The sequence below is a fragment of the Aeromicrobium halocynthiae genome, assembly GCF_039531385.1.
Taxonomy (GTDB): Bacteria; Actinomycetota; Actinomycetes; order Propionibacteriales; family Nocardioidaceae; genus Aeromicrobium; species Aeromicrobium halocynthiae.
Genome location: NZ_BAAAPY010000004.1, coordinates 254,043 through 266,909 on the forward strand (window position 1 = coordinate 254,043; position 12,867 = coordinate 266,909).

General features: G+C 64.5%; 9 protein-coding genes. 8 read left to right on the plus strand and 1 reads right to left on the minus strand.

Annotation, left to right across the window (positions count from 1 at the left end; translation table 11 throughout):
• Positions 1-141 precede the first annotated feature (141 nt).
• The 8 genes from ABD213_RS08310 (at position 142) to ABD213_RS08345 (ending at position 11,485) form a co-directional block, all read left to right on the plus strand.
• Positions 142-540, plus strand: coding sequence for an NYN domain-containing protein (locus ABD213_RS08310; RefSeq protein ID WP_344326839.1), 399 nt, complete (start codon positions 142-144; stop codon positions 538-540).
• Positions 537-2,549 carry an N-6 DNA methylase gene (locus ABD213_RS08315; protein WP_344326841.1) on the plus strand — a complete coding sequence of 671 codons (2,013 nt, stop codon included), beginning with the start codon at positions 537-539 and terminating at the stop codon, positions 2,547-2,549. Before ABD213_RS08310 ends, ABD213_RS08315 begins: the two co-directional genes overlap by 4 nt.
• Positions 2,546-4,045, plus strand: coding sequence for a type I restriction-modification system subunit M (locus ABD213_RS08320; RefSeq protein WP_344326843.1), 1,500 nt, complete (start codon positions 2,546-2,548; stop codon positions 4,043-4,045). Before ABD213_RS08315 ends, ABD213_RS08320 begins: the two co-directional genes overlap by 4 nt.
• On the plus strand, positions 4,027-5,535 hold the full coding sequence (locus tag ABD213_RS08325; RefSeq protein WP_344326845.1) for a type I restriction-modification system subunit M: 1,509 nt from the start codon (positions 4,027-4,029) through the stop codon (positions 5,533-5,535). Before ABD213_RS08320 ends, ABD213_RS08325 begins: the two co-directional genes overlap by 19 nt.
• Positions 5,532-6,707 (plus strand): restriction endonuclease subunit S, encoded by a 1,176-nt coding sequence (locus tag ABD213_RS08330; RefSeq protein ID WP_344326847.1) that lies wholly within the window; start codon positions 5,532-5,534, stop codon positions 6,705-6,707. Before ABD213_RS08325 ends, ABD213_RS08330 begins: the two co-directional genes overlap by 4 nt.
• Complete coding sequence (locus ABD213_RS08335; RefSeq protein WP_344326850.1) at positions 6,707-9,643, plus strand: type I restriction endonuclease subunit R; 2,937 nt, start codon at positions 6,707-6,709, stop codon at positions 9,641-9,643. Before ABD213_RS08330 ends, ABD213_RS08335 begins: the two co-directional genes overlap by 1 nt.
• Positions 9,643-11,088 carry a hypothetical protein gene (locus ABD213_RS08340; protein WP_344326852.1) on the plus strand — a complete coding sequence of 482 codons (1,446 nt, stop codon included), beginning with the start codon at positions 9,643-9,645 and terminating at the stop codon, positions 11,086-11,088. The genes ABD213_RS08335 and ABD213_RS08340 overlap by 1 nt, the downstream gene beginning before the upstream one ends.
• A gap of 100 nt (positions 11,089-11,188) precedes the next feature.
• Positions 11,189-11,485, plus strand: a complete 297-nt coding sequence (locus ABD213_RS08345) for a hypothetical protein (protein WP_344326854.1) — start codon at positions 11,189-11,191, stop codon at positions 11,483-11,485.
• A gap of 832 nt (positions 11,486-12,317) precedes the next feature.
• On the opposite strand, the gene ABD213_RS08350 is transcribed toward ABD213_RS08345, so the two are convergent.
• Positions 12,318-12,867 (minus strand): HNH endonuclease (locus tag ABD213_RS08350; protein ID WP_344326856.1); only part of this gene is annotated, 550 nt, incomplete at its 5' end.

Sequence of the window (12,867 nt, forward strand, 5' to 3'; positions counted from 1 at the left end):
AGCCGACAATCGGATTCACATTGACAGATAGGTAGAGTAGTGTTTACAAACACAGCGGCTGCGCTCCCGCGGAAGAAGCGCTCGCTGCGGGGCCGTCGCCTCGTGGTTGTGGACATCGAGAACGTGGTCGGAGGAGCAGTCGTGACGACTGAGCAGGCTGTAGGTGCCCACCTGGCTATCGAGCAGGTCGCCGGGTTGAACGGGTCCGAGCAGGTCGTGATCGGCACGAGCCACGTGGGCGTCATGTCGACCGGACTCGGTTGGCGTGGCCCGCGTTTGGTCGTCCGCTCCGGACAGGATGGAGCAGACCTCGCCTTGCTTGACGTCCTTACCGAGGAACGGATTCATGAACGGTTCGACGAGGTGGTCCTCGTCTCCGGCGACGGCATCTTCGCGGAGACCGTCTCGGCGCTTGCCGCGGCAGGGGTTGACGTCACGGTCGTGGCGCATCCCGGCCGCTGTTCGAAGCGCCTGAGTTTCGCAGCCGCGCGCACCTCGCTGTTCGACGGACTGGCGGTCGGCTTCGGGGGTGCGGCGTGATCCACAACCGTGACGAGGGCCTTGTGTCACCGAGCGACATCGCCGACATCGCGGGCGTCTCACGTGGCGCCGTCAGCAACTGGCGCAAGCGGACTCAGACCTTCCCTGCCCCCGTGGCCGGCACGCCGAGCAAGCCACTGTTCTCTCGCGGCGAGGTAACTGAGTGGCTTGAGCGGCACGCGAGCAAGACCAAGAATGAATCGGTTCGGCCGAGAGCCGGCGAGAGCGGCGAGATGGATGTTTGGTCCGCGCTCAATCTCCTCCGTGACCGGTTGAGTGCCGACGATGCGGCCGAGCTCGTACTGTCGCTCGCGGTGGCACGCAAGAATGAGAGCGAGTCCCCGACCGGGGTGCCGAACGTCGATGAGAAGACTCTTTCGCTGGTGAAGCAGGCCGTCGAACGGATCGCGATCTCCGACCTCGGTGCCGCAGCCGACTTCGCACTTGAGCGCCTGGCCCGTTCGCAGGGCAAGCTCGGCGCCAACTCCGGTTTCGTTGGTTCGCGCACAACTACCCTCCTGGCGAACCTCGCGGCAGCGCGGCCCGGCGGCGTCCTGTATGACCCGGCATGTGGGATTGCGGCGGCACTTCTCGAGACTGTGCGGCTGGGGGCCCGCCCTGATCGCATGATTGGGCACGACATCGACCGGCGCGCCCTTCAGGTCGCTGCCCAGCGGGCGACGTTGCATGACGTCGACCTGGAGCTCACGCCTACCGACGTTCTGGCTGAGGACATCGATCCAGGTTTGCGCGCCGACGTCGTCGTTCTTGAGCCCCCCTTTGGCCTTCGGCTAGACGCTTCCCGCCGATTGACCGACGCTCGATTCGACTTCGGTGCGCCGCCACGTTCATCGGCGGACACCGCATGGCTGCAACACGCCGTCGCCCACCTCGCAGACGACGGTCGGGCGTACGTGCTGAGTCCCGCAGGCACCCTGTTTCGCGGTGGTGAAGAGGGGAGAATCCGCACTGAGCTCGTCAAGCGCGGGTGCGTCGAGGCAATCGTTGGCCTCCCCGGCAAGCTCCTGCCGCACACGTCGATACCGTTGGCGCTGTGGGTGCTCCGTCGCCCCGTCCGTGAGTCTGCGACCGAGCACATCCTCTTCATCGATGCATCCGAGACCGTCGCACCAGAGCAAGAGGTCGCCGTATGGCTGACCGATGCGAGCGCGCGTGAAGGCATCCCGCAGGTGGAAGTCGCGATAACCGACGTTCTTGCTGCGGAGTCAGTCCTCACCCCTCAACGTTGGGTAGACCGCACCGAGCGAGAGCCGAGCGACGTTGCCTACGCCTACCAGCACGGTTGGTCGGCGATCACCGAAACCGTGTCGAAGCTGCAGAACGTTCTCCAGTCGTTCGAGCACTTTGCGAGCTTCTCCAAGTCGCGGGTCATGACCGTGGGCGAACTCATCGATCAGGGAGTACTGGACATGCGGATGGGGCGTCCCAAGGACCGCTACCAGGACGCGCCTGCACAGCTTCGCGAGCGCCTCGCAACGGCCGCGGACGTTCGCGACGACACGCTGCGCGAGGTGGGGATCGATGGCGAGTACGCCGACTACCCGGAACTGACGACGGAGGGCGACGTCTTGGTCACGACGATGAACACCATCAGAGCCCGAGTCGATGATGTGGGCGGCCACCTACCGTCAACCGGCGTCTATCGACTCCGAGTACGCGATCGTGACGTGCTGTCTCCGGGATATCTCGCCATCGCACTCTCTGGCAGTTGGAATGAGCGGTTCCAGGGCGGTACCACGATCCAGCGTGCGTCCATCAAGGACCTCGAGGTCCCGCTCGTTCCCCTAGCGGAACAGCGTGACCTTCAACTAGCGGTCCTCTCGATCCAGTTGCTCCACGAGCATTCGGCGCACCTAGCCAGGGAGGCAAGCACCGTTGGATCGGCACTCCTCGACGCCGTTCGGTACAACGCAAATCTCGCCAATCCAGACCTTTCTGTCGGACAGACCGACCACGATGGCCCAGTCGATTCAGAGGGAGCCAAGTGACTCACCGCATCACCCTGCCCGAGCTGGAGCAATACCTCGCCAAGGCGGCGGACCTGCTTCGCGGCAGCATCGACCAGGCCGACTTCAAGGCGTACATCTTCCCGCTGATGTTCTTCAAGCGGATCAGTGACGTCTACCTCGAGGAGTTTGCCGAAGCGTTGGAGGAGTCAGGCGGTGATCACGAGTTCGCGGCCTTCGCCGAGAACCACCGCTTCGCCATCCCTGCTGGCAACCTGTGGGACGACGTGCGCAACCACACCGAGAACATCGGCAGCGCTCTGCTGACCGCGTTCCGCGAGATCGAGAAGGCGAACCCAGAGACGCTCTACGGCATCTTCGGCAACGCGAACTGGACGAACAAAGATAAGCTGCCCGACCGCAAGCTCGCTGACCTCATCGAGCACTTCTCGACCAAAACGCTCTCAAACGCCAACGTCGCCCCAGATGTGTTCGGCAACGCCTACGAGTACCTCATCAAGCGCTTCGCCGATGCTTCCAACAAGAAGGCTGGCGAGTACTACACCCCCCGCTCGGTCGTCGGCCTGCTCATCAACATCCTCGACCCGGTCGACGGCGAAAGCGTCTACGACCCGGCCTGCGGCACCGGCGGCATGCTCATCGAGGTCATCGAGCACGTGAAGGCCGCCGGCGGCAGCCCCAAGACCTTGTGGGGCAAGCTCTACGGCCAGGAGAAGGTGCTCGCCACCTCTGCAATCGCTCGCATGAACCTGCTGCTCCATGGCGTTGAGGACTTCAAGGTCGTCCGTGAGGACACGCTTCGCGACCCCGCGTTCTTCACCGGCAACCGCCTCGCGCAGTTCGACTGCGTCGTCGCCAATCCGCCCTTCTCCTTGAAGAACTGGGGCGAATCCGAATGGGGTTCCGACAAGTGGGGCCGCAACAGTCTCGGCGGCGTCCCGCCGAAGGGCTACGCCGACTGGGCGTGGGTGCAGCACATGCTCACGTCCGCCCGGTCCAAGACCGGCCGCGTCGCCGTCGTCCTGCCTCAGGGAGCGCTCTTCCGCCAGGGTGCAGAGGCAAGGATCCGAACCCACATCCTCAAGTCCGACGTCGTCGATGCCGTCATCGGCCTTGCACCCAACCTGTTCTACGGCACAGGCCTGGCCGCCTGCGTCCTGGTCCTGCGACACCAGAAGCAGCCCGACAAGAAGGGCAAGGTCCTCTTCATCAACGGCGAGCGCCTGATGAAGAGGGGTCGCAACCAGAACACCCTGGAGCCCGAGCACTCCCAGCAGCTGGTCGACGCCTACGAGACCTTCGGCGACATCGACGGCCTTTCCCGTGTCGTCGACGTCGACGAGATCGCCGGCAACGACTACAACCTCAACATCCCGCTCTACGTCGCGCCCGCCAACACCGGCGAGCGGCTAACGCTGGATCAAGCACTCGCCGACCTCGAAGTTGCCCACGCGAGGGCCACGGAGACTCGCTCGGCCTTGGAAGCAGAACTGGCTAAGTGGGGGCTGTCAGCATGAGTAAGCGAATCACGCAGCGCGAACTGGAGGCCTACCTGTGGGGCGCCGCCGTCGTCCTCCGGGGACTCATCGACGCAGGCGACTACAAGCAGTACATCTTCCCGCTGGTCTTCCTGAAGCGGATCTCCGACGTCTACGACGAGGAGCACGCAGCAGCGATGGAGGTCTACGGCGACGAGGAGCTCGCTGACCTCCCCGAGAACCACCGCTTCGCCATCCCCGACGGCTGCCACTGGGACGACATCCGCTCCGTCACCAGCGACATCGGCAGCACAGTCCTCAAGGCCATGCGCGCAATCGAGTCCGCCAACCCCGACACCCTGCCTGGCGTGTTCGGCGACGGCGACTGGGGCAACAAGAACCTCCTGCCCGATTCCACGCTCAGCGACCTGATCGAGCACTTCTCCACGAAGACGCTGTCGCTCGCGAACCTGCCCGAAGACGAGCTCGGCAACGGGTATGAGTTCCTGATCAAGAAGTTCGCCGACGACTCCGGCCACACGGCACAGGAGTTCTACACCAACCGCACGCTCGTGCACCTGATGACGCTCATGTTGGAACCACAGCCGGGGGAGTCGGTCTACGACCCGACGTGCGGCACCGGTGGCATGCTGATCTCGACTGCTGCGGAGCTGAAGCGCCAAGGCAAGGAATGGCGCAATCTGCGTCTCTACGGCCAGGAGCTCAACTACGGGACCTCGGCTATCGCTCGTATGAACCTGTTCTTGCACGGTGTTACCGATGGCCACATCGCCCACGGCGACACCCTGTCGCGGCCGGCCTTCCACGACGCGAAGGGGCGACTTCAGACCTTCGACGTCGTGCTGGCCAACCCGCCATACTCCATCAAGGCGTGGAACCGAGACGCGTTCACCAACGACCCGTACGGCCGCAACCTCTGGGGCGTCCCGCCCCAGGGCCGCGCCGACTACGCCTTCTTCCAGCACATCGCCAAAAGCCTCGACCCCAAGACAGGACGAGCAGCGATCCTGTTTCCGCACGGTGTGCTCTTCCGCCGCGAGGAGGCCGCACTGCGGGAGGCAATGGTGAGGTCAGACCTCGTTGAGTGCGTCCTCGGGCTCGGTGCCGGCCTCTTCTACAACTCGCCGATGGAAGCCGTCGTGATCACGCTGCGCGCCAACAAGCCTGCCGAGCGCAAGGGCAAGGTGCTGTTCATCAACGCGATCAACGAAGTCGCCCGTGAGCAGGCCAGCTCGTTCCTACGCGACTCCCACCAGAGGAAGATCCTCGACGCCTACACGGGCTTCACCCACGTCGACCGGTTCGCCGCAGTCGCCACGCTCGACGAGATCGCCGGCAAGGGCTTTAGCCTGGCGATTCCGCTGTACGTCGCAGGCGCGAAGGCAGCCGATGCCGCCGAGCAGATCGACGTAGTCGAAGCGCTGGCTGACTGGCGGGCGGCCGCCGCCCAGGCCGAGGCCGCCGTCGCCGATGTCCTGACCATGCTGCAAACGGAGGTGTCGACATGAGTCTCGACCTAGACAAGTCCACATGGAAGAGGGTCTCCTTCGGAGACGTCGTGGACAACGTGAACGAGACAGTGCGCGATGCCGACGCCGCCGGAATCGACCGGATTATCGCAATGGAGCACATGGACCCTGGCGAGTTGAAGATCAGCCGCTGGGGATCGCCCGAGGATGGCACCACCTTCACCCGCAGAGTGAAGCCGGGCCAGACGCTGTTCGGGAAGCGTCGCGCATATCAGCGCAAGGTCGCCTACGCCGAGTTCGAGGCGATCTGCTCCGGTGACATCTACACCTTCGAGGCAGACGAGTCCCAGATGCTCGGCGAGTTCCTGCCGTTCCTGGTCCAGTCCAACGAGTTCTTCGACCACGCACTCGACACGTCGGCAGGGTCGCTCTCGCCCCGCACCAACTGGCGCGACCTCGCCAACTTCGAGTTCGACCTCCCGCCCCTTAACGAGCAGAAGCGCCTCGCCGACCTCCTTTGGGGTGTGCAGCGCCATCTCTTAGCAATGAACGCCGAGCGGGACGCGGTCCAGGCCACCTTGGGACACTTCGTTCGGCACAGGCTGTCGGAGATGCCGGCCACCATCCGCCTTGGCGAGGTCGCAACTACGCGGTCGGGCCCATCGTTCGCTGCCTCCGCTGTCAATGACGTTCCCGTTGAAGGATCGGTGCCCGTGCTCGGCATCCCCAACACCAAGCCGGACGGCACGATCGATCTAAGCGGAGTCGGTCACGTCAAGGGCCTCGCCGACAGCGTCGGCAAGATTGACGGCTCAAGTCTGGTCCTAATCCGGACGAACGGGAACAGGCAGCGGATCGGGAACGTGTACCTGCCGCCGGTGGCGGCGCATGGGCACGCTGTCTCCGCGTTTCAGTTCCTCATGAGGTCGCTGGATCCCGCGAATCGGGAGTACCTGTACTGGGTCTTGAGCGAACCGACGATGCAAGAGCGGATGAGCGAAGCGGCGTCTGGGTCGGTGGGCCTGGGCAACCTTGCAGTGCGCTGGCTTAACGAGCAGCAAATCCCATGGTCGACGGATGCTGCTTTGCGGCGATCGATCGTGAATGAGATGCGAGAGCTTTCGAACGTCATGACAAGTATCGATTCGGAGCGTGGAACTCTCGCCGCTCTTCGCTCAGCCATTTCGACCACCGTTTTTGGAGGCAACTGATGGCCCAGTTCAACGAGGCCAACTCGGTTCGGGACTTCGTCCGAGACCTGGTGAAGTCGATCCACGTTCAGTCTCTGGCAGGCAACGAGCTCCCGCGGCGCACCGATGAGGTGATGCTTGAAGGCTTGGTCAAGGCGGCGCTCATCCGGTTGAACCCGGAGATCGCGGCAGACCCGGCCAAGGCCGACGAAGTCATCTACAATCTCCGGGCGCTCCTCATCGCCGCGCGCACCAGCCCGCACCCGGTGGTCGCGAACGAGGAGTTCATGGCGTGGCTGACCGGACAGAAGTCGATGCCGTTCGGACCGAACGGCGAGCACACGACCGTCCGCCTGATCAACTTCGATGACCTCGAGGACGACTCGTCGAACCAGTGGGTGATTTCGACGGAGGTCACCTTCAAGCAGGGGCGGGTCGAGAAGCGCTTCGATCTGGTGCTGTGGTGCAACGGCTTCCCGCTCGTCGTGGGGGAGGCGAAGACGCCGATCCGGGCGGCGTACACATGGATCGACGGCGCTGCCCAGGTGCACGACGACTACGAACAGAGCGTGCCGCAGTTCTTCGTACCCAACGTCTTCTCCTTCGCCACCGAAGGCAAGGACCTCCGCTACGGCACCGTCGGGATGCCCGTCGAACTGTGGGGTCCCTGGCGTGAAGAAGCGACCGACGACGACGCTCCAGCCACGATCGGCTTGGTCGCCGTCAAAGAGGCAGTCGAGGGCGTCCTGAAGCCCGCAGCAGTGCTGGAGTTCCTGCGGTTCTTCACGATCTACGCCACCGACAAGAAGCACCGCAAGATCAAGATCATCGCTCGCTTCCAACAGTTCCAGGCGACCAATCTGATCGTCGAGCGCGTGCTGCTGGGCAAGATCAAGCAGGGCCTCATCTGGCACTTCCAAGGCTCAGGCAAGTCGCTGCTCATGGTTTTCACGGCGCTCAAGCTGCGAGCCATGGCCGAACTGACCAACCCGACAATCCTGATCGTCGTCGATCGCATTGACCTCGACACGCAGATCACCGGCACCTTCAACGCCTCCGACGTACCCGGACTGGTGTCGACGGACTCACGCGCTCAGTTGCAGACGCTGCTGAGCCAAGGTGCGCGGAAGGTCATCATCACCACCATCCACAAGTTCGGCGAAGCGCCCGGCGTGCTGGACACCCGCGACAACATCATCGCGATGGTGGACGAAGCCCACCGGTCCCAGGAGGGCGACTACGGACAGAAGATGCGCGAGGCCATGCCCAACGCCTTCCTGTTCGGCCTGACCGGCACGCCGATCAACAAACGTGATCGCAACACGTTCATGTGGTTCGGCTCTCCGGAGGACGAGGGCGGCTACCTGTCGCGCTACTCCTTCCAGGACTCGATCCGCGACGGCGCCACCCTGCCGTTGCACTTCGAACCGCGCCTGTCGGAGATCCACATCGACCAAGACGCCATCGACGCCGCCTTCGAGGAGCTGGCCGTCGACCGGGACCTGTCCGAGCACGAGAAGATCACCCTGTCGAAGAAGGCGGCGTCGATCGAGGTCCTGATCAAGACCCCGTCGCGCATCGCGAAGATCGCCGCCGACATCGCCGACCACTTCCGCGCCAAGGTCGAGCCGGAAGGCTTCAAGGCACAGGTCGTCGTGTACGACAAGGCATCGTGCGTTGCCTACAAGGAAGAGCTCGACCGGCACCTCGGCCCTGACGCGTCCACGATCGTGATGTCGAAGTCGCGCGGTGACTCGGCAGACTGGGCGCAGTGGACGCCGGGTGCCGACGAGCTGGAGCGGGTCGTCGCGCGCTTCAATGACCCCGCCGACCCACTGAAGATCATCATCGTCACCGCTAAGCTGCTAACGGGCTTCGATGCCCCGATCCTCTACTGCCAGTATCTCGACAAGCCGCTCAAGGAGCACACGCTCCTGCAAGCGATCACCCGCACCAACCGGGTGTACCCGCCGAACAAGACCCACGGTCTGATCGTCGACTACCTCGGCATCTTCGACGATGTCGCCAAGTCGCTGGCGTTCGACGAGAAGTCGGTGCAGCAGGTGATCTCCAACATCGAGGAGCTCAAGCAGCAGCTCGCGCCGGCCATCGCGTCCGCGCTCTCGTTCTTCCCCGGCGTGGACCGGACTGTCGGCGGCTATGAGGGACTCGTGCAGGCGCAGTCGGCGATCGCAGACGACGCGACGAAGGATGCATTTGGTTTGGCGTACAGCATCGTGTCCCAGCTATGGGAGGCCCTCAGCCCGGACCCGATGCTGGCTCCCTACCGCGATGACTATCGATGGCTGACCGACGTCTACGAGTCGGTGCGGCCCGCCGACATTGTGGGCCGGCTGGTGTGGCACGCGCTCGGCGCGAAGACAATCGACCTGATCAATGAGCACGTCCAGGTGGAGATCCCCCAAGGCGACGAGACGATCGTGCTGGATTCGCAGACGATCGAGGACCTGATGCTTGGCAAGCGCACGGACGTGCCGCCCGAAGAGATCGAGAAGCAGATCACCGCGCGGATCGCCCGCCATCTCACCAACCCGGTTTTTGTCGAGCTCGGGCAGCGGCTGAATACCCTACGTGAGAGGTACGCCGACATCCAGCAGTCAAGCCTCGACTTCCTCCGAGAGTTGCTGGAGCTGGCGCGCGACACCGTCGCGGCGGAGAAGGCCGTCAACGAGGTACCTCGAGAGGAAAAGGGACGGGCGGCCCTCACCGAGCTCTTCGACGCGCTCAAGGGCGACGAGACTCCGATCATTGTCGCGAACGTCGTAGACCGGATCGATGAGGTTGTCCGTGGCGTGCGCTTCGAGGGCTGGCAGTCGACGATCCGAGGAGATCAGGAAGTCCGCAAGGCGTTGCGGTCGACGCTGTACGTCCAGTTCAAGATCCGCGACAACGACGTCTTCGAGAAGGCGCTCGGCTACGTCCGGGAGTACTACTGATGGCGGGCGACACGTCACTGGGGCTGAAACTGCTTCTCGAGCCTGGCGACTATGCCTGCACGATCAACCTGCCGGACGACGACGGCTCGACCCGTGAGGTTGCGGGAGAGGTCGAACTGGTTGGCGGCAACAGGCCGCCCCGCGGCAACCTTTTCGGATACCTCCCGCACGAGGTCCTGACGGGAGTCGCCACCTTCCCGCAGCGATCCTCGTATCCGGTGTTGCGCGGGAGGTTGCGCAACAATCAAGAGCTAGTCCTGCTTGATGTCTCTGTTACGACCTTGTTCCCGGAGCAGTCGAGCTTCTCGGCCCGGGCGGCGCTCGTCGGGTTCCCCCAGTCGGACTTCGCGGACAGCTTCTCCAAGATCCGGCTGCAGACGATCCACCTCGACCGAGTCATCGACTACGCGCCACTTGCCGAGACCAAGCTGCCTCAGCCAAAGCCCGGCGAGGCGCTCGAGTGGTGGGTCCGCGAGCGCACGTCCCGCTACCACGAGTGGGCAGGGGCGTCCGGCGCCAAGCTCAGTGTCGGGTTCGACGCCCGAGCCAGAACCGCCGACCCCTATGAGCTGTACGTCCGCTACGCGCCGGTCGGCGAGATCCACCTGCCAACCGGATTGCCCTTCGCCTCGATCGTTTCTAGCTGGCTCGAGCCGTTGACAGGGCTCATGACAGTCATTGCGGGCGAAGCAGCGTCTCTGACCTACGTGGAGTTGACCCCGAGCAGCGGCCATGAGCAGGAGAGGCGCCTTCAGCTCTTCGGATCTGGAATCACCCAGATGCCGTACGCGTCGAAGCCGTGGAACGGAAGGGACGTCAGGCCGGCAATCCGCATCGGCCCGGAGAGCGAAGACCTCCTTGCTCTGGTCGAGTCGTGGAGGAGGCAGGTCGCGAGCCGATCGCCACTGTTCGAGACGTACACCTCCCTCGCCGGCGTCTCTGGCGACCACCCGAGGCACCGCTTCCTCCTGTTGCTGCAGGCGATTGAGGGACATTACGGCCACGTCCACGTCGACAAGATCGCCGAGGATCGAGCCCGATTCGTGGAGGCCAGAACGAGACATCTGACCCTGATCGATGAATCCAGCCTGCCGCCGGACACGAAGCGGTTCATCAAGAAGCACCTCCGTTCCCGGCTGGACCCCCAGCTCCGCGAGGCGCTGACGTGGGCGATCGGGTTGGTCCCCGAGATCGCGGAGAGCAAACTGGCGTCCGCGTCTCTGGTCGCTGAGATGCAGGGGCGTGACGGGTTCGATGGCACTTGGCCCGATGCGCTTCGCCTTCTGCGCAATGATCTTTCGCACGGAACACGAGGCTATGGTCCGTTCGCTCTGCGGGAGCTGGTGACCACTTTGGAACTCGTCGTCCGGGCACACGTTCTCCTCGCGCTCCGCGTCGACCCTGACGGCCTGCAGGGCATGTTTGCTGTGCTGAACGACTACTGACAGGTCTGAATCGAGCCACCGAGTTGACGCGGCTCGCAGTTGTCCACAGGGCATTGGGCAAAGTGCGGCGCACAAGGCCTCCCCGGTTCAGGCTCGTGTCGTGCTTTCTGTTCACGCCGTCGCCCTCGCCGAGGCACGGTCATGCCTGGCCGCCCTCGCCGATGCGGCCGCCTCGGTGGACTCGTCCGCCTACGAGCGGCTGCTGATCGACTTGGACGTGATCACCAACGATGTCGGACCAGCGACGTACCCGATCGACGATGTCGGCTTCGACGAGCTGGTCGAGCGCGCGGAGCACGCCTTGGACAGCCTCAAGACCTTCGGCGTCGACGCACTCAGTGTGAAGCTGCTCACCGAGCGCCTCAACGGCTGTGCGCCCGGTCCACAGCCGTCGTGACCTGCGGTGACTCGATCCGGAGGACCGGGCCGGCGCGGCGCCGCTGATTCGGCGGCACCGCGTCACCCGGCGGGACTGCGTCACGGTCCCGCACCCGGTGCGGGACCGTGTGACCTCCGGTTCTTCTGACGGTGGTGGTGAGTCACGACCACGGTGCCTGCCGCCTCCATGACCCGCGCATCGGCCGGACCCATCACCCGGTTCGGGTGAGTCACCGGCACCGGTTGCTCGGTCCCGGCGAGTCGCCGGAGCCAGGCGGAGGACCTGCCTGACGGCCCACACCCCGTCCGGCTCCGGGGAATCAACGGAGCCGCTTCCCCGGTCCCGAGGAGTCCTCGGAACCGTACGCCCCGCGTCATCGACTGCTGCGTCCAACACCGGCGCAATCAGCGCACTGTTGTTGCCGACAACGAGGGAGGTCATGCATCGAAGGTGCGCCGCGGTCGCGGCGGTGTCAACCGTGGATTCCTGGCCGACGTCGGTGACGCAGAGCTGTCGGAAGACAGTGCGAGACAACCGAAGACGACCGGCGACAACAAGCACCGCAACTTCGTCTGGCGACGTCTCACGATTTGAACCGCGCCATCGGAGTGCCCATCGGAAACCCATCACGAACACCCCGATCGAGACCGAGGCGACCGGAAGCGACAGGTACAGTGGGACCGTCGGCAGCCAACCGATCTCCGTGTAGATCGAGGCAACCAAAGCTGACCACTGACATTCAGAAGTAGCGGGAATCGGACCTGATCATCCCAGAGGTCACAGGTTCAAATCCTGTCCCCGCTACCAGAGAAAGGGCCTCGATCAGCGCACTGCTGATCGAGGCCCTTCGTCATGTGCTGGCCCAGACGAGCTCGACGGCTGGTCGGTGTCGGTGCTTCTCGGTGTTGGGCAGGGTCTGGTGTCGTCTGTGGAGGTGGACGCGTGAGGGCGCTCGTGTGCCGGTGGGCAGGGTCCAGTGGTGGGTGCCGTCGGGCGCGAACGACGTCGTGAGGCGGCCGCGGGTCTTGTAGCCGTGGTGGCGGCGGCAGAGGTGGATGAGGTTGTCGGCTCGGGTGGGTCCGCCGCGTGAGTGGGGGACGACGTGGTCGGTGTCGGTGTTGGCTGCTGATGCGTTGCAGGTGGGGAAGGCGCAGACGCCGTCGGCGAGGACGAGGGCGCGTTCGAGCTGGGTGGTGGGGAAGCGGCCGAGCTCGGTGGCCTCGAGGATGCCGCCGAGGGGGTCGGTGAGCAGGCGGCTGAAGAGGGTGCCGTCGGTGGTGGCGAGCTCGCGCACGAGGGCGGGGTCGAGGGCGAGGCGGCCGTCGACGCTGGTGCCGGGGGTGTGGTCGAGGCCGAGGAGGGTCTTGGCGGTGACGGTGATGCCGATGTGGAAGGCGCCG

Excerpts from the sequence above, each read along its gene's own strand:
- ABD213_RS08330 (WP_344326847.1), top strand. The coding sequence starts at position 5,532 with ATGAGTCTCGACCTAGACAAGTCCACATGGAAGAGGGTCTCCTTCGGA.
- ABD213_RS08335 (WP_344326850.1), top strand. The coding sequence starts at position 6,707 with ATGGCCCAGTTCAACGAGGCCAACTCGGTTCGGGACTTCGTCCGAGAC.
- ABD213_RS08340 (WP_344326852.1), top strand. The coding sequence starts at position 9,643 with ATGGCGGGCGACACGTCACTGGGGCTGAAACTGCTTCTCGAGCCTGGC.